Below are 26,482 nucleotides of genomic sequence, written 5' to 3'. Positions count from 1 at the left end.
CGGTTCAGCCGATCTGCGCGTTCTTGGAGACGGTCACCTGGTCGATGTCGGAGGTCCGTACGGTCACGGCGACCTCCCAGTCGCCGGCGATCGGGATCTGTACTCCGCTCGCCGACCAGTGGCCGGTGGTGATGTGGTCGGGGACGACGGGCAGTGGCCCGATGTCCTTGGCCTTCTGGGTGAAGGCGACCTTCACCTCGGGGATGTCGAAGGCGTCGCCGTTCGGGCGTTCGACGTAGAGGTGCAGGTCGTTGGCGCCGACGCGGGCGGGGTCGAGCTCGACCCGTACGACGCCCTTGCCGTTCTGGCCGCCGGTGTCGAAGGGCATGTCCAGGGTCACGGCCCCGGATGCGGGGGAGGTCGCGGCGGCGGAGGACGGGTTGGCGGCCTTGGCCTCCTCTTCGGTCCGGCCCGGCTCGGTCTGGGTCAGAACGGTGGTCACGGCGAGCAGCACGACGGCGACACCCGCTTCGGCGAGCACGGAGCGCCGCAGTCCGAAGCGCTGGGGATCGGCGTCGCGTTGCCGTTTCCGCCGGGCGGCGTCCACGGCCGCGCGCTGCCGCGCGAGCTGGGCGGCGCGTCGGGAGTCACCGGAGCCGGTCACCGCTGCGGCTGCTTTCCCCGAGCCCGTGTCCGCGCTCTCCCCGGAGCCTGCTCCCGTGCTCGTGGCCTTCGCGGCCCCGGACGCCGCCCCGGATGCCTCCGCCTTCTTCGGCGTCCCGGCCTTCTCGGTCTTCCCCGCCTTGGAGCCGACCGCTGCCCCGACTCCCTCTTCCTCCGTCGTCCCCTCCCGCTGACGGACCACCGCAGGCGCGGCCTCGGTCAGTCGCGCCGTCCACCGCCGCGACAGGTAGGCGATGCCGACCAGCACGGCGACGAGTGCGATCTTGACGAGGAGCAGCTGCCCGTACCGCGTGTCGGTGAAGGCCGTCCAGGAGCCGAGCTGTCGCCAGGACTGGTAGGTGCCGGTCACCACCAGCGCGACCACGCTGCCGAAGGCGACGCGTGAGAACCGGCGTACGGCGAGGGCGGACACCGGTGTCTCGGCGGGTGCCCGGTACAGGGCGACGAGCAGGGAGGTGAGCCCGCCGATCCAGGCGGCGACGGCGAGCAGGTGGACGACGTCGACCGGCATGGCGATGCCCGCCTGGAGGCCGACGGAGGCGTGTTCGGACATCGCCCAGGTCGCGGCGAGGCCCGCCGCCACGACGGTCCCGCCGACCGCGAGCCCGAAGGTGAGGTCCCGCTTCTCCTCGTCCTCTCGCTTTTCGTAGGCCCCGAAGAGCACCGCGACGAACAGAGCGGCCGCCGCGAGCAGCAGCAGCCGGGAGACCAGGGCGGCGCCGGGCTTGGTCTGCAGCACCTCGCCGAGCAGGCTCAGGTCGAACACGTCACCGAGCTTGCCGGAGCTCGTGTAGGAGCCGCGCAGCAGGAGCAGCAGCAGCGTGGCGGCGGTCAGCGCGAGCCAGCCGGAGACGACGAGTCGCTGTACGGGCCGCACCCCGGAGCCGCGCGGCCAGCAGGCGAGGACGAAGACGGCGCCGCCCACCAGCACGGTGAACCCGGCGTACGACACGTACCGTCCGAGCCCGTAGAGCCAGCCGACGGCCCCGCCGCCCGCGTCGGTGCTGTAGAGGGAGACGGAGGTCTCTGACGGGGCGCCGATGGAGAAGGTGTAGGCCCCGGCGACGGGGTGGCTGTCGGCGGAGACGACCTGGTAGGTCACCGTGTACGTGCCGTCGGGCAGCCCGGCGTGCAGCTTCACGGTGTACGTCGTGCCGCCGGTGCCGGACGGCCTGCCCTCGTCGACGCGCTTGCCCTTGGGGTCCAGGATGCGCAGTGAGTCGTCGTCCATGGAGACCGACTCGGAGAAGGTGAGCGACACCTGGGCCGGAGCCTTGTCGACCACCGCCCCCTGCTGGGGGTCGCTGCCGGTGAGCGCGGCGTGCGCGGAGGCCGGTCCGGCGGCGGCGAGCAGTGCGCAGGCCGCGGCCAGGAGCAGCAGCACCAGGGTCCGGACGCGCGGGGCGATGGTCTGCGTCAAGGTGGTCCCTCCCTCAGTGTCCGGAGTGCCCGTGGGCGGGCTGATAGGTGGCCGCCTTCACGGGGAGCTCGACCGTGACGGGGTCGGAGTGGGCGAAGTGCAGCTCGACGGAGACCGTCTGGCCCTGCTCGGGCTGCTGCTTCAGCTTCTCGAACATCAGGTGGTTGCCGCCGCTTTCGAGGACGAGTTCGCCGTGGGCGGGGATGGGGAGGCGGTCGACCTCCTTCATCGTCCCGTCGACGGTCTCGTGCACGGTGACGTCACCGGCTTCGCTCGTCACGGAGGTCAGTTCGTCCTCGGCGTCGCCCTTGTTGGTGATCGTGAGGAATCCCGCCGCCATCGAGTCCGAGACCGGCTGCGGTATGTAGGCGGCGTCGACGGAGAGGTCGGCGCCGGAGCCGGACGAACCCGAGTCGGAACCGCCGCAGCCCGTGAGGACCAGTGCGCCGATCACGGTCACGGCCCCGAGAGCGGGACGGCCCCTCAGGCTCCTCAGGCTCCTCAGGCCCCTTGCGCCCCTCATGGCCTTCATGCCGGTCGCGACCCTCGCGACCCTCGTGCCGTTGGCCCCCCTCACGGGTTCTCCCCCTTGACGAGCTCGGGGAGGTCCTTGGTGTAGTCCTCGACGGTGGCGTCCTCGCCGTACAGCACGTAGCCCGCGTCGGACTTGGGGGAGAAGGCGACGACCTGGGTGCCGTGCGTCGAGACGATCTTGCCGTCCTTGTCCTTGGTCGGCGGGTCGATGGAGATGCCGAGGGTGCGGGCGCCGGCCTGGACGGTGTCGAAGTCGCCGGTGAGGCCCACGATCTGCGGGTCGATGCCCTTGAGCCACTTGCCGAGCGCGGCCGGGGTGTCCCGCTCCGGGTCGGTGGTGACGAAGACGATCTGGAGCTTGTCCTGCTCGGCCTGGGACAGCTGCTTCTTGGCGACCGCGATGTTGTTCATGGTCAGCGGGCAGACGTCGGGGCAGTGGGTGTAGCCGAAGTAGACCAGGGTGGGCTTGCCGGCGGTCCGCTCGCGCAGGTCGTACTCCTTGCCCTGGGTGTCGGTGAGTACCAGGTCGGGCTTGTCGAACGGCTTGTCGAGGACGGTGGCGGCCTGCTGGCCGGAGTCCTCGGAGACCATGGTGACGGGCTTGTCGCTGTCGGCGCCGCTGCCGCACGCGGTCAGGGTCAGGGCGGTGGCGGCGAGCAGGGCGGCCGCGGCGAACTTCTTCTTGCGCATAGGAAAATGTCCCAGATCTGAGGTGCTCGGGTGCGCGCCGGGGCCGTCACAGCGACGGGTGCCCGGCGCGCACCGGACGAGTGGTTGTGCCGGCGCGGTCACGTCGGCACACCGGTGCGGGCGTGGTTACGCCGAGGCACCGGTGTCGCGGCGGCGGCCGGCCAGCACGCCGTACGCGACGCCCGCGGCGCCGACGACGATGCCGACGGTGCCGAGGACCCGGGCGGTGGTGTCGCTGCCGTCGCCCGAGCCGGAGTCGGACGCGGCGGAGCTGTCGGCGGCCGTGTTCTGTGCGGCCGCCTCGGCGTCGTCGCCGGCCTTGGCGCCCGACGCGCCGTGGGCGTCGTCCTCGGCGGCGGACAGTTCGAGGACGGGAGCCGGGGTCTCGGGCTCCTCCTGGCCCTCCTGCGGCACCTCGATCCAGCGCACGACCTCCTTGTTGGAGTACGTCTGAATCGCCTTGAACACCAGATGGTCGGTGTCCTCGGGCAGGGCGCCGAGGGAGACGGGGAACTTCTGGAAGAAGCCCGGCTTGATGCCTTCGCCGTCGGCCGTCCAGGTCACCTTGGTGACGGCCTCGGTGAGCTGCTTGCCGTGCGACTCGAGCGGCTTGTCCAGCTTGGACTTGGTGACCTCGGCCTTCCAGCCGGGGACCGGCTGCGGCATCACGGACGCCAGCGGGTGGTCGGTGGGGAAGTTGATCTCCAGCTTGGTGGTGGAGGCGTTGTCGCGTTCGTTGGGGACCTTGAAGCCGACGGTCGCGTAGCCGCCCTTGGCGGCCGTGCCCTCCGGCTGCACGCTGACGTGCGCGAACGCGGGGGCGGACAGGGCGAGGACGGCGATGCCGGAGACGGCGCCGGCGGCGGCGATACGGGAAGCCTTCATTGGACGGAGCACTCCGCTTCGAGTGGGTCACCGGTACGGGACCGGTGACGGGTGTCGGATGACGGGAGGGGTGCGCGCACGCGCGCGTGCCGCACGACGGCGGCCCCTCCGTCCTCCGGCCGGCGAGCGGAAGCCCGTGGGGGCCGAGGCCCGTGCGAGCCGAGGCCCGTGGCGGAAGCGGTTGCGGTGGTCGCGTCGTGTCAGGCGGCGAGGGCGAACGCGCCGCTCGGCGGACCCCGCCTGATCACCGTGTGCTGCAGCGCGGTGGCGCACGGCCGCGGCGGTACCGGCTGGGCGGCGCGCGGCGGGCGCGGACCCGTGCCGGGAGCGCCGGAGAGCCCGGCATGAAGGGCGCGCACCAGGGAGAGCGCCGCGCGCAGGGCGCGTACGAACGCCGCCTCGGCCACCGAGTGGGCCGACTGCGCCGACAGTTCGACGAGCCGGGCCAGCGCCAGGTCCCCGCGGCGCAGCAGCCAGCCGGCGGCCAGGGCGGCGAGGACGTGGCCGAGCAGCATCGGCAGGGACGGCAGCAGGGAGGCCGAGGGACCGGCCAGTGCGTCGGCGGGGTGGTGCGCGGCGCCGGCGTGGGTGCCGGCGGCCGGGGCGATCCGCGCGTCGGTGAGGATGCGCTGGGCCTCGGCCGGACTGATCGCCGCCGCGGTGCTCCCGCAGACCAGCCGTGCGGCCTGCTGGACCAGTGAGGCGTCGGACAGAGCGCCGGACCCGCCGGTGACCGCGTCGGCCGTGCCGGAGGCGGTGACCGCCGCGGTGCCGTGCTGGCCCAGCCCGAACAGGGCGTGCAGCGCGGTCTGGCCGACGGCGAGCAGCACCGCGATGCCGGGCAGTGAGCGCTCGCGTCCGGCGAGCGGCGCGGCGACCACGACCGCCCCGAGGAATCCCGCGCCCAGCGACCACAGCGGAACGCCGGCGCAGGAGGCGAGGGTGTGCCCCGCCGCGGCCAGCACGACGCAGACCGCGGCGAACACCGCGGCCCGCAGGATCCGGAGATCGTTCCCGGAGCGCGCCGTTGGCGGGTGGGGGGCAGTCATGGCGGCCTCATCATCGCACTGGCGCCCCCCGCTGCGTACGGCAGGTCCACAAGATGACGTACGACCGGGAGAGAACGGGAAGATCACCTTCTGGTGCGAGTCGTCCCGCATACACCGATCGGCGGCAGGGACGCATCCGCCGTTCGGGCGGTCCGACGCGGACACCGCGCTTACGCCCGGGCACGGGGGGCAATACGTAACGGTATGTCGAGCCGCGGCCGGGAGGCTGGAGCATGAGCATCTGGTGGTCACTCCATCTGCGGCGCGAGGCTGCGAGCGTGCCCCTGGCCCGCCGGCTGCTGATCGGCACCATGGAGACCGCGGGCGTGGACCCGGACATCTCCTTCGACCTCTCCGTTGCTCTGAGCGAGGCCTGCGCCAACGCGGTCGAGCACGGCGGCGACGACGAGCCGGGCGGCCCCTCCGAGGCGTACCGCGTCACGGCCTATCTCGACGGCGAACGGTGCCGGATCGAGGTCGCCGACACGGGTCCGGGTTTTGCCGCGTCCGCTCCGGGCGGAGCGGGCGGGACGGCCCGCCGGGTGTCCGCCGACGCGGAACACGGCCGGGGCCTGTGCCTGATCCGGGAACTCGCCGACCACGTGCACATCGGCAGCGAGCCGGGACGGGCGGGCGCCGTGGTGAGCTTCGACAAGATCCTCAAGTGGCGCGAGGACGCTCCTCTGGTGGCGGTGTGACCCACCCGTAGGTGACGAGAGCCGTTCCACGGGGCCCCGGGTACGCCGATCACGGACCCAGGTACGCCGATCAAGGACCCCGGGTACGCCGATCAAGGACCCCGGGTACGCCGACGGCCGGGCACCCGCGCGGTACCCGGCCGTCGTGCGCGGAGGTCGGCGGAGGTCAGCCCTTCAGGCTCGCCATCCACTCCTCGACCTCGTCCGACCGGCGCGGCAGTCCGGCGGACAGGTTCCGGTTGCCGTCCGCGGTGACGAGGATGTCGTCCTCGATGCGGACGCCGATGCCCCGGTACTCCTCGGGCACGGTCAGGTCGTCGGCCTGGAAGTACAGGCCGGGCTCGACGGTGAGGACCATGCCGGGCTCCAGGGTGCCGTCGACGTACGTCTCCACGCGGGCGGCCGCGCAGTCGTGGACGTCCATGCCGAGCATGTGGCCGGTGCCGTGCAGCGTCCAGCGGCGCTGCAGTCCGAGCTCCAGCACGCGCTCGACCGGACCCTCGACCAGGCCCCACTCGACGAGCCGCTCGGCCAGCACGCGCTGCGCGGCGTCGTGGAAGTCGCGGTACTTGGCGCCCGGCTTGACCGCCGCGATGCCGGCCTCCTGGGCGTCGTACACGGCGTCGTAGATCTTCTTCTGCAGCTCGGTGTACGTGCCGTTGATCGGCAGCGTGCGCGTGACGTCCGCCGTGTAGTACGTGTGCGTCTCCACGCCCGCGTCGAGCAGCAGCAGGTCGCCGGAGCGGACCGGGCCGTCGTTGCGGACCCAGTGCAGGGTGCAGGCGTGCGGGCCGGCGGCGCAGATGGAGCCGTAGCCGACGTCGTTGCCCTCCACACGCGCGCGGAGGAAGAACGTGCCCTCTATGTAGCGCTCGCTGGTCGCCTCGGCCTTGTCGAGGACCTTCACGACGTCCTCGAAGCCGCGCACGGTGGAGTCGACGGCCTTCTGCAGCTCGCCGATCTCGAACTCGTCCTTGACCAGGCGGGCCTCGGACAGGAAGACGCGCAGCTCCTCGTCGCGCTCGGCGGTGACCTTGTCGGTCAGGGCCGCCTCGATGCCGGCGTCGTGGCCGCGCACGACGCGCACGGGACCGGTGGCCTCGCGCAGGGCGTCGGCCAGCTCGCGCACGTCGGAGGCGGGGATGCCGTACAGCTTCTCCGCCTCGGTGAGGGAGTGCCGGCGGCCGACCCACAGCTCGCCCTGGCCGTCCAGCCAGAACTCGCCGTTCTCGCGGTCCGAGCGCGGCAGGAGGTAGATCGTCGCGGTGTGGCCGTCGCCCTTGGGCTCCAGGACCAGGACGCCGTCCTCGGTCTGGTTGCCGGTGAGGTACGCGTACTCGACCGAGGCGCGGAAGGAGTACTCCGTGTCGTTGGAGCGGGTCTTCAGGTTGCCCGCGGGGATCACCAGGCGCTCGCCGGGGAAGCGGGCGGACAGGGCGGCGCGGCGGGCGGCGGTCTCGGCGGCCTGGGCGATCGGCTCCAGGTCGTGCAGCTCCGTGTCGGCCCAGCCGGACTTCATGTTCTCGGCCAGCTCGTCGGAGACGCCCGGGTACAGGCCGTTCTTGCGCTGCTTGATGGGCTCTTCGGCCTCGGCCGGGATCTCCGGGTCCGCTGCGTCAGCAGCAGGATCGGATACTGCCGGGTTGAGCTCCTCCGCCACGGTCATCCTCCTAGATACGGCACTGGACCACCCCCATCGTACGGTCGTACGGAAGGGGGCCCAGGGGCGAAGGGCCTGTTACAGGGAGGCACTACCGTCCGTTATCCGTGATGAGCCCGGTGCGAGCGTCCGTTAATCGAACCGAATCGCCAGCAGGGCCACATCCTCCGCCGAGTCCGCCTCGGCCTGCCCGTCCGGCAGCACGGTGCGCAGTACGTGCTCGGCGACGGCGTCCGGATCCTGGCGCGCGGACCGCGGAACGCAGGCCGCCGCCGCGTGCAACCGGGCGAAGGCGCGGTCGGCCGGGTCGCCGGTGCGGTGCAGCAGCCCGTCGGTGTACAGCAGAACCGTCTCTCCCGGCTCGGCCTGCACCTCCACGCTCGGTGCCTCCCAGCAGGCGAGCATGCCCAGCGGCGCGGAGACGGAGGTCTCCACGAACGCGGTACGCCGCTCCCCGACCAGCAGCGGCGGACTGTGCCCGGCACCGGCCAGCGTGATCCGGCGCAGCGCGGGCTCGCAGTAGCCGAACAGGGCGGTGGCCGAGCGGGCGGGCTCGGTGAGCCGCAGCAGCAGTTCCAGGTCGGACAGGACCGCGACCGGGTCCTCGCCCTCCATCACGGCGTACGCCCGCAGGGAGGCGCGCAGCCGTCCCATCGCGGCGACCGCGCTGGGGCCGGACCCGGTGACGGACCCGACGGCGAGACCGAGCGCGGCGTCCGGCAGCGGCAGGGCGTCGTACCAGTCGCCGCCGCCGCGCGGACCGGTGCGGTGCCGGACGGCGAGCTGGACGCCGGGCACCCGCGGCAGCCGGGAGGGCAGCAGTTCCTCGGCCAGGGTCGCCATGGACGCGCGGGTGCGCTCGACTTCCAGCAGCCGGGCCAGGTGCGGTACGGCGTGCCGGGTGTAGAGGCCCGCGAGGTGGCGCCGGCGTTCGTCCGGCTCGGCGGGCTCGTCGTAGAGCCATACGGCGGCTCCCAGGCGGGCGGTGCCTTCGGCGCCCTGCTCGGTCAGCGGGAGCGCGTAGCTGGCGGCGTAACCGAGGCGGGCGGCGACCTCGCGGTGGCGGGGGTCGAGCCCCGTCTCGGCGAACAGGTCGGGCTCGGCGATTCCGTCCTCGCCGACCGGCAGCCCGTCCAGAATCCGCCCGTGGGCCAGGGCACTTCTGGGCACGGTCTCGATGTGGCCGAGGTCGGCGCGGGCGAGCCCGAGGCCGACGGTGGTGTCCGGGCCCAGGCCGTCGGCCGGCTCCAGGGTGACGAGACCGCGCCGGGCGCCCACCAGGGCGGCTCCGGCGCGCAGCAGTTCTTGAAGGCCGTCGGCCAGGGAGTCCGTACGGGCCAGGCGCTCGGTGAGTTCGTGCAGGGTGGTGAGGTCCGATACCCAGCCGGCGAGCCGGTCCTGGAGCAGGGCACCCGGGGCGCAGGGGGTGTCCGGGGCCTGTGTGACGTCTTCGGTGTCCGTGACGTCGTCCTGCGGCGTGGCCGGGGAGGTGCCCGGGGCGGCGGACGGGACAGTGTGTGCGGGGGACGGAACCGTTGAATCGATTCCGGCCACTTTCGCAGGGTGCGGGGCGTTCATGGCGTCCGGCCTTCCGACCGGCGCTTACTGCTCAAAAGCATCGCAAACCCCCATGTCATTCTGCGCCGCCAGCAGTGTCTCCACATGTACACGCACTCGTGAGGAGATGTCCAGCATTGTCCTGCTGGGATTCCTGGTGTCCGTGGGGCGCGAGTGTCTTCTTCTGGACCTCTTGCGGAAAATTCAAATTGGCTTGAAACTGCCCCGGAGGACGCCTTGTTGCGGTCGACTGGGGGTGCTTTACGGAGCGTCACAGCGGTCGTGATGGGTACGTACTCGGTGAAGGCCAGGGGTGGTTGGGGACCACCCGGAACCTGGCGGCGGACCCGGGCGTCCTATCCACCGACGACCGTGCCCCATCCTCCCGTGGCGGAGGCGGAGAGAAATACGCGCGACGGAAAAACGCCAGACTTCGCCACCCCCGCGCCACGCCCATGCTTTTGATGGACGCAGTGCGGACGAACCGTCCCGGACGCAGTCAGAGCTCGGCCCGCAGGGCTTCTCCTTGCCCTCGGCGGAGACGTCGTCGGCGGAAGATGGCCCTCGGCAGAGGTGTGATGCGCCACCAGCTACGCACAGCGAAGTGATCGACACATGGTGATGTGACCACGGTGTTGCCAGGCGTGCAACGGAAAGGAACGAGCGCTCATGCGCGAGATCCTCGGAAGGCGACGCAGGCTCTTGTCCCGGCACGACGACGGACGGCCTGAGCTCATCGGCGCGGCCCTGACCTACGCGACGCAATGGCAGTGGCCCGTACTCCCGGGCGTGGCGGCGGACCCGCGGGCGCGATCGCGCTGCGGCTGTCCCGACCCCGAGTGCACGGTGCCGGGCGCGCATCCCTTCGACCCCGGGCTCCTCGCGGCCACCACCGACGCGCGCATGGTGCGCTGGTGGTGGACCAACCGGCCCACCGCGCCGATCGTCCTGGCCACCGGGGGCAACGCCCCGTGCGCCGTCTCCCTGCCCGCCCTGCCGGCCGCCCGCGCGCTCGCCGCGCTCGACCGCGCGGGCATGCGGCTCGGCCCGGTCGTCGCCTCGCCCACCCGCTGGTCGCTGCTGGTCCGGCCGTACTCCATGGCGCAGCTGGGCGAGCTGCTGTTCGCCAAGGACTTCGTGCCCGGCTCCCTGCGGTTCCACGGCGAGGGCGGCTACATCGCGCTGCCCCCGTCGGAGAGCGGCCGGGGCACCCTGCGCTGGGAGCGGGCGCCGCTGCCGGGCTCCGCCTCGCCGTGGGTGCCCGACGTGGAGGCCGTGGTGGACGCGGTGGTCGACGCCCTCACTCGTACGGGTGTGAGCGCGCCCGAGTTGTAGGGGTGTCCGGCGCGCGCGGAAGGGCGCGCCCGTCCGCCGTCGTTATCGTCCGCCCCATGCCGCTTCATGCAGGGGAGCACCGGGTCGCCCGGCAGTACTGTGCCTCCCGGCACGACTGCTCCACCGGGCAGCGCCGGGGTGTGTCGGACCGCCGGTGGGGCCGGCTGTACGGACTCGTCGGTCTCGTGGTGTGCGCGGTCGTACTGCCGTTCGCCGTGGCGTCCGCGGGGCCCCCGGGTGACGAGGAGGGGACGACCGCGTCCTTCCTCTCCCGGGGTGATGACGGCAAGGCGCCCGGAGCGGCGGGAGGCGCCGCAGGGGTCGGTCGGGCGTCCGGAGCTGCCGCCCCCGCCCGCTCCACGCTGCCGGCCGGACCGGCCACCGCCGTGCGCTGCGGTCCCGAACTCTCCTCCCCGGAGGGCATCGAGGCCCAGACCTGCGTCCTCACCCAGGGCACCGGGGCCGGCACGGAGACCTGGGCGCGGACCTACTACCGCAACGCGACCGGTGACCCGCTGGAAGCCGTACTGAGCCTGCTGGGGCCCGAGGGGCGCAGCATGCGGATGCGCTGCGCGGTCGGCGCCGATGACGCGCCGGGAACCTGCGAGACGCCGAGGGAGCCCGTGCGCGGTGGGCCGGCGGCCTACACCGCGGTCGTGGAGTTCGCGGGCAGAGCCGGCTACGGGCCGTTGCTGCTGCGTGCCGGGAGCAACCGTGGCGACGGAGGCGCCGACAGTATGGGCGGTGCGCCGGGGGCCGGCGTGGGCGGCGGCGGGTGGCGGGGATGACCGTGGTGAAACGAGCGGCGGTGGCGAGCGCGGTGGCGTTGGCGGTGCCGGTGGCGAGGGGAGCGGCGCGAGCAGCGGGGCCGTCGGTGGCGGTGGCGGCAGGCGGGGCAACTCGGCGCCGCGAACGGGGAGTTGGCGGGCGGTCGCGGTGCGTGTGCGGCCGGGCGCATGGAAAGACCCGGTTGCTGGCGACGGGGGATGCACCAGCAACCGGGCTACTCGAACGGTAACAAGAGATCGGCGGTTAGCAAATTCGATCTCTTGTTTTCCGGTCACCGACTGGCCTGTTCGAGCCGGGAGTTGTGACCGGAGTCACGCGGCTGCGCGATCAGGGGCCCGGCTGACCGGTCGGTCAGCCGGCGCCGGCTTCCGCGTTGATCAGCTGAGGGTGACCTGCCGGTTGGTCAGGCCGCCGCGCGCCCGACGCTCGTCGGGGGTGAGCGGGGCGTCCGTCGCCAGGGCCTCGGCGAGACGCTCGGCGAACTCGGCCGCGGGCTTCTCGATCTCCTGCGCGGTGATCTCGCTGGGCAGGTCCCACACCGGCACGGTGAGCCCGTGCGCCCGGAAGGAGCCGACGAGGCGGGTGCCCTCACCGAGCGACGACCGGCCCGCCGCGTGCAGCCGGGCCAGAGCGTCCAGAAGCCGCTCCTCCTCGTGCGGCATGACCCAGCGCAGGTGGTTCTTCTCCGGCGTCTCGCACCAGTAGGTGGAGTCCACGCCCTGGAGTCGGACGGTCGGGATCGCCGCGGCGTTGGCCCGCTCCAGGGACGCCGTCACCTCCGGAGCGGCGTTCTCCGGGTCCGGGACCCAGAACTCGAAGCCCGCGTGCACCTCCGGCCGGAACGCGCCCTCGGGAGCGAGCAGGTCCTGCAGCCGGGGCCCGTCGGCCGGCGCGCGGCGGCCCTGAACCGGGGTGCCCGGCTGGGCGGTCAGCGCCCGCTGGAGGGTGTCGGCGAGGTCGCGGCTGAGGTCACCGGAAGCGGTGTCGTTCTGCAGGCCGAGCAGGACGGAGCCGTCGTCGCGGCGCAGGGCGGGCCAGGCCATCGGCAGCACCGTGGCCAGTGTGACGGACGGGACGCCTTCGGGCAGGCCGTCCTTCAGCGTGAGCTCGGCCGTGGCTGCCGGCACCAGCTCGCGCAGGGCCACCCAGTCGCACTCGCCGGGCAGCCCCTCGAACGGGCGCTGCACCAGTGTGGTCGTGGCTTGTGCGGCGGCACGGCCGTGACAGGCCTTGTAGCGGCGGCCACTGCCGCACGGGCAGGGTTCGCGGGCGCCGACCACCGGGACGTTCCCGTCAGTGCCTGCGGCGCGGGCACCATCGGTGAGCTGCGGCCGCTTGGCCTTCGTCTGGGGTCGCTTCTTGGCCATCGTGGGTGTCTCCCGGTTGCGGCTCAATCTCGTACGGGCGCGAGCCTAGCCGTTCCCACTCCGGCCGACGGGACCCTGTGGACAACGGGCCGTCCGTGGACAACGGACCGGCTGTGGACGACGGGTCGCCGGTGGACGTCTTCCCGCCGGACGGCAACTGGGGCCGGGTCGGCGGGGATTCACCCGGCACGCGCGTCGACCGAGACCGTCGCCACCCGGCACGCGGGTCGGCGGGACGCACAGCGCCACGCACGACGCGGACCGTCGGTCGGCCAGCGCCACGCACGACGCGGACCGTCGGTCGGCCAGCGCCACGCACTACCCGCGCCACGGACCCGAACGGGACCGTCGGGGGACGCCCCGCACCACGCAACCAGCGGGACCGCCGAGTCACCCCACGTCGTCGAAGGCGTCCGCGAAGTCCAGCCCGGGGATCTCCGACACCGCCGGTGCCGTGATCCGCGTGGCGAAGTCGTCCCGGCGGTGCCCGGCGTCCGGGTCGTGCACGTCGTCGTGGACGATGACCCAGACCGTGACCTCTCCGCGGGCGTCGTCCCGCACGCCCCAGTCGTCGGCGAGCGCGGTGATGATGTTCAGCCCGCGGCCGCCGTGCGCGGTGACCGAGGGGGTCGCCGGCGCCGGGCGGGTCGGCCCGCCGCCGTCCGTGACCTCCACGACGAGCCGCCCGGCCGCGTCCACCCGCCACGCGGCGCGGACGTCACCGTCCCCGGCCAGCGCGTCGCCCAGCGGGCGACCGTGCTTGCACGCGTTGCTCAAAAGCTCCGAAAGGACCAGTACGGCGTCGTCGATGACCGATTCCGCCACACCGCCGCCGCGCAACTGCTCGCGCATCCGGCGCCGTGCCTTCCCCACGCCCGCAGGGCCATGGGGAACGGCCATGCTCGACGACGTGGGCACCTCCTGTGCCACCACCAACGCCACCCCCGAGACCTCCTTCGCCCCACGCCACGGTGTGGATGCCCTTCTGGCCTGAACCGGAAACCGGCCCGTCGCCGTCCAGTGACGCATTCGACACGGTCGAACACGTACCGAACGCGCCGGTGCACTCCCCGTAACCGTGTGGCTGGATTTCGTCGGTGTGGCCGAGTCCGGAGAATGGGGCAATGAGCCTGCCGGGTCAAGGTCTCCGGACGAATCAGCGGCCGAGGTGGTCCAGCACCGCTCGCGGCCGGTTGGTGATGATGGCGTCGACTCCCAGGTCGGCGCAGAGGTCGACGTCCTCGGCCTCGTTCACGGTCCACACGTGCACCTGGTGGCCGGCCCGCTTCAGGCGCTCGACGTAGGCGGGGTGATTGCGCACGATCCGGATCGAGGGGCCCGCGATCCGGACACCGGCGGGCAGTCGGCCGTCGCGCAGCCGGGGCGAGACGAACTGCATCAGGTAGACCGTCGGCAGGGTCGGCGACGCGGCCCGCACCCGGTGCAGCGAGCGGGCCGAGAAGCTCATCACGCGCACCGGGGACTCGGCGGCCGAGGCGGGGGCGTCGAGTCCGAACCGCTTCAGGAGCACCAGCAGCCGCTCCTCCACCTGGCCCGCCCAGCGCGTGGGGTGCTTGGTCTCGATGGCCAGCTCCACCCGCCGCCCCGCGTCGGACACCAGTTGGAGCAGCCGCTCCAGGGTCAGTACGGAGGTCTCCTCCCGGTCCTCGGGCCGGTGCTCCCAGTCGGGCTGCTCGTCGCGCGTCCGCCAGAACTCCCGGGTCCTGCGGGCGCCGAAGTCCAGGGCGGCCAGGTCGGCGAGCTCCAGCGCCGACACGGCACCGCGTCCGTTGGACGTACGGTTGACGCGCCAGTCGTGCACGCAGACCAGATGGCCGTCCGCGGTCAGGCGCACATCGCACTCGAGGGCGTCCGCCCCGTCCTCGATCGCCTTCCGGTACGCGGCCAGGGTGTGCTCGGGAGCGTCCTCGGAGGCGCCACGGTGGGCGACGACCTGGATCCGGTGCTGTCGTGCGTGGGTCACCGCGTCATGGTGCCACCGAGTGCGGGTAGACGTGCCACCGGAGTCGTCGATGACCATCGTCGATACGTCTGTTTAGTCTTGGATGCCCCATGTAAGGACTGTCCGTGGACCCACAGCAACCGCTTATGGTGCTCTGACGGCCCGTGGGAAAAGCTGATGGCATACGAAAACACTGCGCATCCGCGCCGCGCCGGACCGCGGAGCACCGCGTGAGCGTGGCCGAGACCGGCCGATGTGACCAGACAGCCCGTGGACCGGGAAGCACCCGTGGACCCGAAGACAGCCGTGGAACGAGGAGAGAAGCTGTGAGCACCGAGAACGAGGGCACCGCGGTACCCCCGGCCCCGTCCGCGCCTCCAGTGCCGGTGGACTCTCCCGCATCCTCCCCCCAGCCGGCCGCGCCGCACCCGGACGACCAGCCGCCGTCGCCGTCCCCCGCGCCCACGGCACCGCAGCCACAGGACGGCCACGCGCCCGCCGCGGCACCCGGCGCCCAGGCACCCGGCTCGCCTCACCGGTCCCCTGCTCCCGCTCCCTATGACCCGGCGGCACCCCAGGGATCCGGCGCGGCGCACAGCGCCCCGGACGCCTCCTGGCCGCCGCCCCCGCCGCCGGGCACCCCGTCGTACGGCGGCGGAGGCGGTGACGCCTACGGCGGTGGCGGCAATGGCGGTGACCCCTATGGCGGTGGCGGCCACGGCGGTGGCGGCTGGGGCGCGTCCTACCAGCCACCCGCGCCGAAGCCGGGCCGGGGCCGCGGCGGCCTGGTCACCGGACTTCTGATCGCCGCGCTGGTGGCGGGCGGCCTGGGCGGCGGCCTCGGCTACACCCTTGCCAAGAACAACGACGAGACCGGCTCTACCACGGTCTCCGCCTCCGACACCGGAGGCTCCGTCAAGCGCGACGCGGGCACCGTCGCGGGCGTTGCCGCCGAGGCGCTGCCCAGCACGGTCACCATCCAGGCCGAGGGCAGCAACGGCGAGGGCGGCACCGGCACCGGGTTCGTCTTCGACAAGCAGGGCCACATCGTCACCAACAACCACGTGGTGGCCGAGGCGGTCGACGGAGGCAAACTCAGCGCGACCTTCCCGAACGGCAGGAAGTACGAAGCCCGCGTGGTCGGTCACGCCCAGGGCTACGACGTGGCGGTCATCAAGCTGGAGAACGCCCCCTCGGACCTCAAGCCGCTCCCCCTCGGCAACTCGGACAAGGTGGCGGTCGGCGACTCCACGATCGCCATCGGCGCGCCCTTCGGCCTGTCCAACACGGTGACCACCGGCATCATCAGCGCCAAGAACCGCCCCGTGGCCTCCAGCGACGGCAGCGGCAGCAGCAAGGCCTCCTACATGAGCGCCCTCCAGACCGACGCGTCGATCAACCCGGGCAACTCCGGCGGCCCGCTGCTCGACGCGCAGGGCAACGTCATCGGCATCAACTCCGCCATCCAGTCCACGAGCAACGGCGGCTTCGGCACCGGTCAGGCCGGCTCGATCGGCCTGGGCTTCGCCATCCCCATCAACCAGGCCGAGTTCGTCGCCAAGCAGCTGATCAAGACCGGGAAGCCGGTGTACGCCAAGATCGGCGCCTCCGTCTCCCTGGAGGAGACCACGAGCGGCGCCAAGCTCACCGAGCAGGGCGTGAACGGCTCCGAGCCCGTCGAACCGGGCGGCCCCGCCGCCGACGCCGGCCTCAAGCCCGGTGACGTCATCACCAAGCTCGACGACCGCGTGATCGACAGCGGCCCGACCCTCATCGGCGAGATCTGGACCCACAAGCCCGGCGACGAGGTCACGGTCACCTACGAACGCGGCGGCAAGGAACACACCACCGAACTGACCCTGGGTTCCAAGCTCGGCGACGACTGAGCGCACCCCCGCGCACCGATCCGCCACCCTGGTCCCCGTGCCGCCGATCGCGAGCGGCGCGGGGTGGGTCGCCCGAGCGGCCCGAGGCAACGTCCGTGCGGCCGGTCTCCCACCGAGCCCCGCAGCCGCGGCGAGATCCGCCGGGCAGGTCCTGGCTAGCCGGCTACGGGCACGTAGTTGCTGACGATGTAGCCGACCTCGTCGTGGATCGTCTTCTCGTCCCAGTCGAGGGAGATCCGCTCGGGGCGGCCGTCGGAGGCGTAGTCGGCTTCGGCGATGTGGGCGTTCTCGGCGCGGGCCCGGCGCAGTTCGTCGAGGAGGTCGGCGAGGGTGGGTATCTCGTCGGGGAGTTCACGGTGGATGCGGCGGCCGGTGTCGTCGAGGCCGTGGGCCTCGATCACCTTGTGGTCCTCGACGGTGATCCGGATGGGGCCGACCGGCGCCTCGCCGCCCCCGGATTCGAGGGTGTACGAGTAGGACGCGGGCTCGGTCCACTCCTCCATCGTCAGCCCTTGCCCCTCGGCCTTGCCGTCCGGCCGGCCGTCACCGCATGCCGACAGCAGTCCCGTGAGCAGCACGGCGGAGGCAAGCGCGAGGGTGGCGTGGCGGGTCACGGTGGTCATGGTGTTGGTCCCCTTCGAGTACGACTGCACCTGTGACGTCGCGGGGCAGCGGAACGTTCGGAGGATCGCCGACTCACCTGTCGAGCCGGAGGACGGCCCGGAAGCCGCCGCCGCGTCGGCCCGGGGCACGACGGATCCAGGCCGACTCGTCCGGGGCCGTCAGATGCGGCGGCATCTGACGGCAATGACGGCGAACACCGGCGCTTGATCGCTGACCTGGGCACAGAGCCAGTGGACCCCGTACGGCCCACGGCCCCCGCCCAGCCGAATGGGCCGGTAGTCTGTAGCCGCTCCGCCCCGTGGGACGGGGCCGAGGTGGGTTGCCCGAGCGGCCTAAGGGAACGGTCTTGAAAACCGTCGTGGCGCGAGTCACCGTGGGTTCAAATCCCACACCCACCGCCGGCAGGTCAGAGACCATGCAGGTCAGAAGGGGTGCGGCTCTCCGGAGCGGCACCCCTTTCGCGTACCTGGCGCACATGCCGGAGGAGGCCGGGACGGCGTGTCCGGCATGGCGCTAGGGTCGTGGTCATGGGGGAACGGCGGACGCGTACGAAGAGGTGCCGGCAGTGCAATCGACCACTGGGCGAGCGCCGATGGAGGCGCCCGAAGCGGTTCTGCCGCCGGTGGCACCAGGTGCGGTACTGGGTGGAGGAACTGGTCGATCTCGTCGCCGGTTAGTCGGCCCGTCGGCCGCGTCGGGGCGGGCGCAGGGGTGCGTTGCCGGGCGAGGGTGGGACGGCTGCCCGTCTGCGGTGGAGGTACGCGTACTCGGGCGGCGTGAGTATGTGCGCTCTGGTCGGCCGTGCGGTGCGTCGGGACGCTTGGCGCATGGAACGGGGAACGGAACAGCGGCAGGCGAAGACCGTCCACCAGCTGGTGTCGGGGCTGCTCGCGGCCGGCCTGACGTCGGCGTTGTGGGCCGCCTGGCTGGGGTGGGACCAGAAGCGTGACGTGCACGCCGACGGTACGACGACCGGGCCTTACGAGGCGTGGCAGGTGATCGGGCTCGTACTGAGCCTCCTGGTGCCGGTGTGCTGGATGGTGGCCCGGCGCCATGTCGTGGGCGTTGTGCTCGGCGTGACCGTCGGTCTGACGGTTTCCGCCTTCTACGACTGGTCGGACGACGCGAGCGGGCTCTACGGGGTCGGTGCCGCGTTGGTCATGGTGGGCGGCTTCGCGGGGAGCGCCGTGGTGGCGGCCCTGGTCGTACTCGTGAGGCCAGGAGGGCGCGCTGTGACAGGGGTGTGACCGGAGGTGTGGCTTCCGCCACGGCCGGAACGGGATCCGGCTGGTGGGGTGGGGCGATGCGTATCCCCCAGCTCCGCATGCCGCTCGCGGTCTCCGGTGCTCTCCTCGCCAGTCTTCTGCTCGGTGCCTGTGGCACCCGGACCGCCGGGTCGGAAGCCGGGGGAGCCGGTGAGCCGACGGCTTCGTGCGGGGCGTCCGACGCCTACGGGGCGAGCGCCGGTGAGGGGCGTGCGCAGGGGCAGGTGGAGGGTCGAGAGCAGGGGCAGGGGCAGGCGCGGGACGGGGTGCGGGTCGTCGGGATGGTCGCAGGGGCCGGTTCCCGTTCAGGTTCGGGTTCACCGGGTTCACCGGGTTCCTCGTGCGTGCTCGCCTACTCCGTGACCAATCAGGACGCCGAGCCCTTCACGTACACCATCACCTTCTCCCTGGTGGACGACCGGGGACGGGCGATGTCGACCCACGAGGAGACGGTGGCGTCCGTGGGGGCGGGACGGACCGTGCGGCGCACTCTGGAGGCTGTCGGGTACGGGGGCGGCGGTGAGCCTCTGGGGCCCGAGCACGTGCGGATCATCGACGTGAAGCGGGTGCCCTCCGACGAGGCGCCGGCGTCCGCCGGTTCCTGTCCGCCGTCCGGGCTGCGGCTCACCGCCGACGACGGTGACGCGGCCATGGGACTGCGGGTGGTGGGGCTGCACCTGGAGAACTGCGGCAGTCGCCCGTACTCCCTGGAGGGATATCCGGTGCTCCAACTGCTCGATGACGAGCTGGAGCCCGTCGACGGGATCGAGATCCTGCGTGGTGTCGGCGGTATGCCCATGGCGGGTGAGGGGAGCGGGCCGCCCCGGCCGGTGACGCTGCGGCCGGGCGAGTCCGCCGGGGCGACTCTGGCGTGGCGCAACACGGCCCAGCTCGGGGCGGCGGTGACCGTGCCGTACGTCAGGGTCCGGGCCGAGTCCGGTGCCGACCCCGTGGTCATCGCGCCGAACCTCGACCTCGGTACCACCGGCGAACTCGGGGTCGACCCCTGGAAGAAGGAGACGGATGAGGCCGCGACCGGGTCGGTCCGGCCTCAGAGTTCGTAGTCCTGGGCCAGGGCCGCCCAGTCGACGTCGCGCAGGGCCGGGTCCGCGTCGTGGGCGCTCGGCACCTGCGGGGTCGGCTGGAACCAGATGACGGTCAGTCCGGAGCGGTGGAGCACCGGGTCGTTGGCCGGGTCGAGTGCCGTGGAGGAGAAGAGCCCGACGCAGCCCACCCGCGGCAGCAGTTCCACCGGGCCGAAGGCGCCCGCGTACTGGTCGGGGTACTCGCGCCGCGGCGGCACCAGGTGCACCGGGGTCGTGGGGGACATCCGCTCGGCGGTGTGCAGGAGAGCCTTGATGCGCATCTCGTTGATGGGCCGGCACGGGTAGCCCTCCAGTAGGCCGCCGTACGTCGACGTCAGGCGCAGTTCGGCCAGGTCGACGCTGCGGCCGGAGGACAGGACGACCCGGGTCAGCGACATGGTCGGCACTCTAGGGCGGTCGTGCATGAGGGGCTTTCGGTTTTCCGTGCCGGGTGGGGCCGATGGGGGCCGGTGGGGCGGCCGGTGGGGCGGCCGGTGGGGTGGCGCGAGGCTGGGTGGCGCGAGGCCGGGGGCGCGGGCGGCGGTCAGGGGTGGTGGCCCGTCATGCGGGCCGCGGACGCGATCGTGGCGCGGGCCTCGCGTTCGGTCAGGCCGGTGTCGAGGGCCGCCTCGACCAAGGCGTCCACCAGTGCGGCCCCGATGCCGTCCTCGTAGGCGCGGCAGGCCGCCCAGAACAGGCGGGTGTTGCGCTGGCCCTCGTGGGCGGCGAGGACGAACTGGACGAGTCCCCGGCCGTGCGCGTCGGTCGTGGCGTGGGCGGCAGCGGGCCGGTGCGGGCGGGGCGGCGGGAGCAATAGGCGCAGCAGCGAGGGCGGGCAGGCCGCGGGGGCGAGGTGGGCCGTGCCGGGCGCCGCGGCGTACGCGCCGTGGCGGGTGCGGGAGCCCGGGCCGACCAGGTAGCCGCCGGCGCCCCGGATGTCGATGCCGGGGGCGAGGCGGCCGGCCGAGTTGGGGACGACGACGTCGGGCGGGCCGCTCAGCCACAGGTGGCGGCCTCCGCTCGGGGTGAGGACGACGACCGTGGGCGGGATCGTGAACAGGTGGCGCAGGGCCAGTTCGCGCAGGGCGGCCGAGGAGTCCGTCTCCGACTTCGTGTCCAGGTCCACGCCGATGAGGTGGTGCGGGGGCAGGCCGCAGGCGATGCCGTAGCCGGTGGCCCAGGGGGCGGCGGCGAACAGCTCGCGGATGCGGGCCGGGTCGGTGGAGGCGTCGTAGACCCCGTGGCCGGGGCGGCCGCACTCGCCGTGGCAGGGGGCCGGGGCCGGGTCGTCGCGGTGGGGGGAGCGGAGGGCCGGGAGCTTCGTCCGGGACAGGGGGATGACGGCCAGGCCGCGTTCGGCGGCTGACAGGGCGTGTGCGAGGGCCAGCGTCGTGGCCTGCCGGTCGGTGGTGGCCATGGCTCTATGTTCGTACGTACGTTCGAAAAAGGGAAGGGCGGTTGCGCGCGACACGCCGGGGAGGGGTGGCGGGTCGAAAAAGTGCCGGAACGCTTCACCTCTTGCGGTGCTTGGGGTGGAGGTGTCCGCACTGCCCTGAGCTGGGGCGGAAGGGAAGCAAACGGGTTTATCGACTTGTCATCACGCTTGAGGGCGAATCAGGCCTTCCGAGGTGGTTCGCCGGGGTTCGCTGGGCAATTCTGATCACGCGACGTCGTGCACAGCGTCGAGGTGGTAGGCCAACTGCCTCGGCAAAAGCCAGAGTTCAGAACAGCTTCACGCAACTTCACGCAGGTTCAGGCAGCTTCACGTACTTCTCGCGCCTTCGGCTGCAAGCCGGTGCGCACTTGTTCTGGAGGAAACAACATGGCAAGCATCCGTACCGCTCGCGTCGTCGCCGCCGTCGCCGCCCTTCCGCTCGCCGCCGCTCTCTTCGGCGGCATCGCGACGGCGGACAACGGAGCCTTCGCGGACGACGGATCGAACGCGACCGCCTCGGAGGCCTACGCCGGCATCCTCGGCAGCGGCGTCGGCGACGACAACAACGGCAACTCGTCCACCACGCAGCAGCAGGCGGTCGGCTCGGGGGCCTCGAACCAGAGCAACACCGCGCAGGTCGACGGCTCCGCGTTCACCGCGATCAACCAGGGCAACGAGAACGTGGCCGTCAGCTTCTCCCCGCTGTGGTGGTGAGCTGAGGGGCCGGGGCGCGGGTGCGCTCCCGCGCCCGGCCCCTCAGTATCCGTGCGGGTGTGCTTGATGGGGTCGCAAGGCGTCTGGGCGGCGGTGAACCGGTCACTCCGGTACCGCCGCCCAGGCGTTTTCGCGTACGGCGGCCGGATCCGTCGGGGAGGCGGGTCCCGTCGGGGAGGCGGGTCCCGGCTCGGAGGCGGGTCCCGCCTCGGAGGCGGTGGGGCCCCGCGCCGGGCGCCCGCGGCCCGGCGGCCCCCAGGGGTGAACCCGCAGTTTCCCTCCTCCCCTCGTCCACCTACAGGAGGTGCAGCCGGCACCACCCCTACAACCTGAGGCGGACGCGGCTTCGGGACCTGCGGCCGATCCGCCGGGCACCCCCTCGCTCATAGCGTTGAGCCATGACCGCACCCGTCTGCACCAGCGCTTCGAACGCCGCCACCGCCGTGGCCCCGGGCAAGGTCCCGGCCAGGGCCACAGCACGGACGCAGACCTTCCCGTACCCGTCGTTCTCGTCGTACGTGAAGGCCCGCCAGCCGGTGCTGCTGCGTACCGCCCGGTCGCTCACCGCGAACCCGAGCGACGCCGAGGACCTGCTGCAGACCGCCCTCACCAAGACCTACGTGGCCTGGGAGCGCATCGAGGACCACCGCGCCCTCGACGGCTATGTGCGCCGGGCGCTGGTGAACACCCGGACGTCGCAGTGGCGCAAGCGCAAGGTCGACGAGTTCGCCTGCGACGAGCTGCCCGAGCCGGAGCCCGTGCCGGCCGGCGACGACCCGGCCGAGCGCCAGGCGCTGCACGACGCGATGTGGCGGGCGATCATGAAGCTGCCCGCCCGGCAGCGCGCGATGGTCGTCCTCAGGTACTACGAGGATCTCAGCGAGGCCCAGACGGCCGACGTGCTCGGCGTTTCCGTGGGCACGGTGAAGTCGGCGGTGTCCCGGGCGCTCGGCAAGCTGCGCGAGGACCCCGAGCTGGGGTTCGTCCGGTCGTGAGCCGGGGTTCGCCCGGTCCGGCTTCAGGGTTCGCCCGGTCCCGCGCCGGGGTCCGCCCGGTTCCGAGCCGGTGTGCGGACCGCCCCATAGGCTCCCGTCGGGACACCGCGGAGCCGTCCCGCACTGATCGATCAGCCTGGAGTAGTGACATACCGCGCGGTATGTGCGCAGAATCAGCGCAACCCTTGCCGCCGCGTAGGCAATGTCGCCCCGGGAGGACACCGTGCTGAGCACGATGCAGGACGTACCGCTGCTGATCTCGAGGATCCTGACCCACGGGTCGACGATCCACGGCAGCTCGCAGGTGACCACCTGGACCGGTGAGGGCGAGCCGCACCGCCGCTCCTTCGCCGAGATCGGCGCCCGCGCCGCCCAGCTGGCGCACGCCCTGCGCGAGGACCTCGAGGTCCAGGGCGACGAACGGGTCGCGACCCTGGCCTGGAACAACGCGGAGCACGTCGAGGCGTATTTCGCGATCCCCTCGATGGGCGCGGTCCTGCACACCCTCAATCTCCGCCTCCCGCCCGAGCAGCTGGCCTGGATCGTGAACCACGCGGCCGACCGCGTGGTGATCGCCAACGGCTCCCTGCTCCCCCTGCTCGCCCCGCTGCTCCCGCACCTGAAGACGGTCGAGCACGTCGTCGTCACCGGCCCGGGCGACCGCTCCCTGCTGGACGGGGCCTCCGTCCGGGTGCACGAGTACGAGGACCTGATCGCCGCAAAGCCGACGGCGTACGACTGGCCGGAGCTGGACGAACGGGCCGCCGCCGCCATGTGCTACACCTCCGGCACCACCGGCGACCCCAAGGGCGTGGTCTACAGCCACCGCTCCATCTACCTGCACTCCATGCAGGTCAACATGGCCCAGTCGATGGGCCTGACCGACGAGGACACCTCGCTGGTCGTGGTCCCGCAGTTCCACGTCAACGCCTGGGGACTGCCGCACGCCACCTTCATGACCGGCGTCAACATGCTGATGCCGGACCGCTTCCTCCAGCCCGCCCCGCTCGCCGAGATGATCGAGGGCGAGCGGCCGACGCACGCCGCCGCCGTCCCCACCATCTGGCAGGGCCTGCTCGCCGAGCTGACCGCCAGGCCCAGGGACGTCTCCTCCCTCACCCAGGTCACCATCGGCGGCTCCGCCTGCCCGCCCTCCCTGATGGAGGCGTTCGACGCGCTCGGCATGCGGGTCTGCCACGCCTGGGGCATGACGGAGACCTCCCCGCTCGGCACCGTCGCCCGGCCGCCGGCCCACGCGATCGGCACGGACCAGGAGTTCGCCTACCGCCTCACCCAGGGCCGCTTCCCGGCCGGTGTCGAGGCCCGCCTCACCGGTCCTGGCGGCGAGCGCCTGCCCTGGGACGGGGAGTCCGCCGGTGAGCTGGAGGTGCGCGGCAACTGGATCGCCGGCGCGTACTACAACGGCCCCGGCGCCGACCCGCTGCGTCCCGACGACAAGTTCAGCGAGGACGGCTGGCTGAAGACCGGCGACGTCGGCACCATCTCCCCCGACGGCTTCCTCACCCTCACCGACCGCGCCAAGGACGTCATCAAGTCCGGCGGCGAGTGGATCTCCTCCGTGGAGCTGGAGAACGCCCTGATGGCCCACCCCGACGTCGCCGAGGCCGCCGTGGTCGCCGTCCCGGACGACAAGTGGGGCGAGCGGCCCCTGGCCACCGTCGTCCTCAAGGAGGGCGCGAGCGCCGGATTCGAGGAACTCCGGGCCTTCCTCGCCGAGGACGGCAAGATCGCCAAGTGGCAGCTCCCGGAGCGCTGGACGGTGATCGAGGCGGTCCCGAAGACGAGCGTCGGCAAGTTCGACAAGAAGGTGCTGCGCAGGCAGTACGCCGACGGCGGGCTGGACGTCACCCGGCTCTGACCACCGCGGACGCCCGCACACCGGGCGGGAGCCTCGCTCTCCCGCCCGGCACCGGCTCTCACCGCGTCCGTCACCGCTTCCGCCGTACGGCCGTCGCCGCCCACCCCAGCACCAGCCACGCCCCCGCCACCGCGCAGACCCCGCTCCAGCCCGAGTGGCCGTATGCGGGCCCGGCGAGGGCGGAGGCGAGCGCACCGCCCGCGAAGCCGGACACGACGTACGCCGTGTTGGCGGTGGCCGGGGCGGAGGTGGTGGTCAGGGCGAGGGTCTGGTTGGCGACGTGGGAGGCGACCAGCGCGGCGTGCACCAGGACCGCCGCCGCGCACAGGGCCGCCATCACCTGCCCGCCCAGCCAGAACAGCGGCACCGACACCGCGGCGACCAGATACGCGGACCGCACGACCTTGGCGGCCCCGAACCGGTCGACCAGGCCGCCCGCGAGCGGCGCGACGACACTCGCGGCGAGCCCGAAGAGGCCGAACAGTCCGGCCGCTGCGGTGGTCATGCCGTACCCGTCGTCCCCGGCCAGGAGCAGCGCCAAAGAGGTCCACAGGGCGCTCCACGCGCCGTACATCCCCGCCTGGCGCACGCACGCGCGCCACAGGTCCGGCGAGTGCCGCACCACTCCGGGCAGCGCGGCCAGTCCCGCGAACAGCGGGCCCTGCCGAGAACGCCGCTCCACGGGCAGGATGTACGCGGTGGCCAGTCCCAGTACGGCGGTCAGGACGGCCGCGCCCACGAACACCGAGCGCCAGCCGAAGGCCTGGCCGGCCAGCCCGCCCAGCACCCGGGCCGCGACGACGCCGGTGAACAGGCCCGCGACGACGGCCGCGACATGACGGGCCCGCCGGTCCGCGGGGGCGCGCTCGGCGACCAGGGGGACCAGGAGCTGCGGCACGACGGTGGCCGCCGAGGCGACCAGGACGGTCGCCGCGAGAGAGCCGGTCCCGGCCGACACGGCGCCGGCGACCAGTGCGGCCGCCGCGACCAGGGCCAGTACGGCGACCAGGCGGCGCCGGTTCACGCTGTCCCCGAGCGGGGCGAAGAACAGCAGCCCGGCGGCGTACCCCAGCTGCGCGACGGAGGCGAGCCAGGCCACCGCCGAGGGAGTGGAGCCGAAGTCGTGGGCGATGAGGGGGAGCAGCGGTGCCGCGAGGTAGATGTTGGCGGCCGTGACCGCGGTGCAGACGGCGATCAGGGGGAGGAAGAGACGGGAGGCGCGGGCGGACGGTCCCTCGGGCGCTGCGCGGAGCACGCTCCGCGGTGTGGTCCGGGTGGCCGCTGGCGGTGACGACGACATGAGCGGAGCGACTCCTTCGAGTGCGCGCGAAGTAGCAACTAACTGGTTGGTTGGAAGCAACCCGGGGAGTCTGCTCGGCATTCCCGCCTGCTGTCAACCAAACAGTTGGTTACCGGCGTGGTCCCGCTACCCTGTCCCCATGGCAGCAAGGGACCCCGAGGCCACCAAAGCCCGGATCTTCGAGGCGGCGGTCGCCGAGTTCGCCCGCCACGGCATCGCCGGCGCGCGCATCGACCGCATCGCGGCCGAGGCCAAGGCCAACAAGCAGCTGATCTACGCCTACTACGGCAACAAGGCCGAGCTGTTCGCGTCCGTGCTCGAGAAGAAGATGCTCGACCTCGCGGTCTCCGTCCCCGTCGACCCGGACGACATCGAGGGCTGGGTCGACCGTCTGCTGGACTACCACGCCGCCCACCCCGAGCTGCTGCGCCTCCTCTTCTGGGAGGGCATGGAGTACGGCTCCGCCGAGCTGCCCCACGAGGCCGAGCGCCAGGCCCACTACGCCCGCAAGGTCGCCGCCGTACGGGACGGGCAGGAGCGCGGTGCGGTCACCGACGCGATCCCGGCGCCCGATCTCCTGTTCCTGCTGGTCGCGATGGCCAACTGGGCGTCGGTGATGCCCCAGATGAAACGCATCCTGGTAGGCGGCGAGGACACCGACGCCGACCGCCTGCGTGCCTCGATCAAGAAGGCGGCCCGCCTGATCGTCGACGGGTAGGGCGGCACCC

The 26,482-nt window shown here is 72.6% G+C and carries 24 protein-coding genes and 1 tRNA gene; 11 read left to right on the top strand and 14 right to left on the bottom strand.

Going from position 1 to position 26,482, the window contains the following annotated elements:
* Nucleotides 1-4 precede the first annotated feature (4 nt).
* The 5 genes from ACLIN4_RS17230 to ACLIN4_RS17210 form a co-directional block, all read right to left on the bottom strand.
* Nucleotides 5-2,044, bottom strand: coding sequence for a copper resistance CopC/CopD family protein (locus ACLIN4_RS17230; RefSeq protein WP_411575980.1), 2,040 nt, complete (start codon nt 2,042-2,044; stop codon nt 5-7).
* A gap of 13 nt (nt 2,045-2,057) precedes the next feature.
* Nucleotides 2,058-2,567: a copper chaperone PCu(A)C gene (locus tag ACLIN4_RS17225; RefSeq protein WP_179342329.1), complete on the bottom strand. Its 510-nt coding sequence runs from the start codon at nt 2,565-2,567 to the stop codon at nt 2,058-2,060.
* 50 nt (nt 2,568-2,617) lie between these two features.
* On the bottom strand, nt 2,618-3,268 hold the full coding sequence (locus tag ACLIN4_RS17220) for an SCO family protein (protein WP_107476867.1): 651 nt from the start codon (nt 3,266-3,268) through the stop codon (nt 2,618-2,620).
* Nucleotides 3,269-3,394: 126 nt separating this feature from the next.
* Nucleotides 3,395-4,153 (bottom strand): YcnI family protein, encoded by a 759-nt coding sequence (locus tag ACLIN4_RS17215; RefSeq protein WP_411575979.1) that lies wholly within the window; start codon nt 4,151-4,153, stop codon nt 3,395-3,397.
* Nucleotides 4,154-4,353: 200 nt separating this feature from the next.
* Complete coding sequence (locus tag ACLIN4_RS17210) at nt 4,354-5,202, bottom strand: hypothetical protein (protein ID WP_107476869.1); 849 nt, start codon at nt 5,200-5,202, stop codon at nt 4,354-4,356.
* Between the two features lie 233 nt (nt 5,203-5,435).
* On the opposite strand from ACLIN4_RS17210, the gene ACLIN4_RS17205 reads away from it, so the two are divergent.
* Nucleotides 5,436-5,900, top strand: coding sequence for an ATP-binding protein (locus tag ACLIN4_RS17205; RefSeq protein WP_100045365.1), 465 nt, complete (start codon nt 5,436-5,438; stop codon nt 5,898-5,900).
* Nucleotides 5,901-6,066: 166 nt separating this feature from the next.
* Here the strand turns inward: ACLIN4_RS17205 and ACLIN4_RS17200 are convergent, their stop codons facing one another.
* Together ACLIN4_RS17200 and ACLIN4_RS17195 are read right to left on the bottom strand one after the other, a co-directional pair.
* Nucleotides 6,067-7,560 (bottom strand): aminopeptidase P family protein, encoded by a 1,494-nt coding sequence (locus ACLIN4_RS17200; protein ID WP_107476880.1) that lies wholly within the window; start codon nt 7,558-7,560, stop codon nt 6,067-6,069.
* Between the two features lie 132 nt (nt 7,561-7,692).
* Complete coding sequence (locus ACLIN4_RS17195) at nt 7,693-9,138, bottom strand: PP2C family protein-serine/threonine phosphatase (protein WP_107476870.1); 1,446 nt, start codon at nt 9,136-9,138, stop codon at nt 7,693-7,695.
* 648 nt (nt 9,139-9,786) lie between these two features.
* Between ACLIN4_RS17195 and ACLIN4_RS17190 the strand changes: the two genes are divergently transcribed.
* Both ACLIN4_RS17190 and ACLIN4_RS17185 read left to right on the top strand, forming a co-directional pair.
* Entirely contained in the window at nt 9,787-10,452 is a 666-nt protein-coding gene (locus tag ACLIN4_RS17190) for a bifunctional DNA primase/polymerase (RefSeq protein ID WP_290013481.1), read from the top strand.
* Between the two features lie 56 nt (nt 10,453-10,508).
* Complete coding sequence (locus ACLIN4_RS17185) at nt 10,509-11,240, top strand: hypothetical protein (protein ID WP_257101480.1); 732 nt, start codon at nt 10,509-10,511, stop codon at nt 11,238-11,240.
* Between the two features lie 378 nt (nt 11,241-11,618).
* Here ACLIN4_RS17185 and ACLIN4_RS17180 read toward each other — a convergent pair whose 3' ends face one another.
* From ACLIN4_RS17180 to ACLIN4_RS17170, 3 genes are all read right to left on the bottom strand, one after another.
* On the bottom strand, nt 11,619-12,608 hold the full coding sequence (locus ACLIN4_RS17180) for a DUF5926 family protein (protein WP_411575978.1): 990 nt from the start codon (nt 12,606-12,608) through the stop codon (nt 11,619-11,621).
* Nucleotides 12,609-12,998: 390 nt separating this feature from the next.
* Entirely contained in the window at nt 12,999-13,550 is a 552-nt protein-coding gene (locus ACLIN4_RS17175) for an ATP-binding protein (RefSeq protein WP_257003025.1), read from the bottom strand.
* Between the two features lie 214 nt (nt 13,551-13,764).
* On the bottom strand, nt 13,765-14,592 hold the full coding sequence (locus tag ACLIN4_RS17170) for a glycerophosphodiester phosphodiesterase (RefSeq protein ID WP_289909022.1): 828 nt from the start codon (nt 14,590-14,592) through the stop codon (nt 13,765-13,767).
* A gap of 305 nt (nt 14,593-14,897) precedes the next feature.
* Between ACLIN4_RS17170 and ACLIN4_RS17165 the strand changes: the two genes are divergently transcribed.
* Complete coding sequence (locus ACLIN4_RS17165) at nt 14,898-16,457, top strand: S1C family serine protease (RefSeq protein WP_411575977.1); 1,560 nt, start codon at nt 14,898-14,900, stop codon at nt 16,455-16,457.
* A gap of 155 nt (nt 16,458-16,612) precedes the next feature.
* Here the strand turns inward: ACLIN4_RS17165 and ACLIN4_RS17160 are convergent, their stop codons facing one another.
* The gene (locus ACLIN4_RS17160; protein ID WP_107476872.1) at nt 16,613-17,080 is read right to left on the bottom strand and encodes a DUF6174 domain-containing protein; all 468 of its coding nucleotides are present in this window, start codon (nt 17,078-17,080) and stop codon (nt 16,613-16,615) included.
* A gap of 314 nt (nt 17,081-17,394) precedes the next feature.
* Here ACLIN4_RS17160 and ACLIN4_RS17155 point away from each other — a divergent pair.
* The 3 genes from ACLIN4_RS17155 (at nt 17,395) to ACLIN4_RS17145 (ending at nt 19,410) form a co-directional block, all read left to right on the top strand.
* Nucleotides 17,395-17,479: transfer RNA gene (locus tag ACLIN4_RS17155), tRNA-Ser, on the top strand.
* Between the two features lie 429 nt (nt 17,480-17,908).
* On the top strand, nt 17,909-18,328 hold the full coding sequence (locus ACLIN4_RS17150; protein ID WP_411575976.1) for a hypothetical protein: 420 nt from the start codon (nt 17,909-17,911) through the stop codon (nt 18,326-18,328).
* A gap of 362 nt (nt 18,329-18,690) precedes the next feature.
* A complete protein-coding gene (locus ACLIN4_RS17145) occupies nt 18,691-19,410 on the top strand; it encodes a DUF4232 domain-containing protein (RefSeq protein ID WP_411575975.1) in 720 nt (239 codons plus the stop codon).
* Here the strand turns inward: ACLIN4_RS17145 and ACLIN4_RS17140 are convergent.
* Nucleotides 19,398-19,856, bottom strand: a complete 459-nt coding sequence (locus ACLIN4_RS17140) for a hypothetical protein (protein ID WP_411575974.1) — start codon at nt 19,854-19,856, stop codon at nt 19,398-19,400. The genes ACLIN4_RS17145 and ACLIN4_RS17140 overlap by 13 nt on opposite strands.
* Nucleotides 19,857-19,975: 119 nt before the next feature.
* Nucleotides 19,976-20,848, bottom strand: a complete 873-nt coding sequence (locus ACLIN4_RS17135; protein ID WP_411575973.1) for a bifunctional DNA primase/polymerase — start codon at nt 20,846-20,848, stop codon at nt 19,976-19,978.
* 405 nt (nt 20,849-21,253) lie between these two features.
* On the opposite strand from ACLIN4_RS17135, the gene ACLIN4_RS17130 reads away from it, so the two are divergent.
* From ACLIN4_RS17130 to ACLIN4_RS17120, 3 genes are all read left to right on the top strand, one after another.
* The gene (locus ACLIN4_RS17130) at nt 21,254-21,580 is read left to right on the top strand and encodes a hypothetical protein (RefSeq protein ID WP_100049648.1); all 327 of its coding nucleotides are present in this window, start codon (nt 21,254-21,256) and stop codon (nt 21,578-21,580) included.
* 398 nt (nt 21,581-21,978) lie between these two features.
* Nucleotides 21,979-22,575 carry a SigE family RNA polymerase sigma factor gene (locus ACLIN4_RS17125; RefSeq protein WP_107480321.1) on the top strand — a complete coding sequence of 199 codons (597 nt, stop codon included), beginning with the start codon at nt 21,979-21,981 and terminating at the stop codon, nt 22,573-22,575.
* A gap of 202 nt (nt 22,576-22,777) precedes the next feature.
* The gene (locus ACLIN4_RS17120; protein WP_411575972.1) at nt 22,778-24,454 is read left to right on the top strand and encodes a long-chain fatty acid--CoA ligase; all 1,677 of its coding nucleotides are present in this window, start codon (nt 22,778-22,780) and stop codon (nt 24,452-24,454) included.
* 70 nt (nt 24,455-24,524) lie between these two features.
* Here ACLIN4_RS17120 and ACLIN4_RS17115 read toward each other — a convergent pair whose 3' ends face one another.
* On the bottom strand, nt 24,525-25,754 hold the full coding sequence (locus ACLIN4_RS17115) for an MFS transporter (RefSeq protein ID WP_107480319.1): 1,230 nt from the start codon (nt 25,752-25,754) through the stop codon (nt 24,525-24,527).
* 139 nt (nt 25,755-25,893) lie between these two features.
* Between ACLIN4_RS17115 and ACLIN4_RS17110 the strand changes: the two genes are divergently transcribed.
* The gene (locus ACLIN4_RS17110) at nt 25,894-26,472 is read left to right on the top strand and encodes a TetR family transcriptional regulator (RefSeq protein WP_100049644.1); all 579 of its coding nucleotides are present in this window, start codon (nt 25,894-25,896) and stop codon (nt 26,470-26,472) included.
* Nucleotides 26,473-26,482: the final 10 nt, after the last annotated feature.

Origin of the sequence: Streptomyces mutabilis (assembly GCF_046628145.1) — a bacterium.
GTDB lineage: Bacteria > Actinomycetota > Actinomycetes > Streptomycetales > Streptomycetaceae > Streptomyces > Streptomyces mutabilis.
The sequence above is the reverse complement of the archived record's forward strand: the minus strand, read 5'-3'. Positions and strand labels throughout refer to the sequence as shown.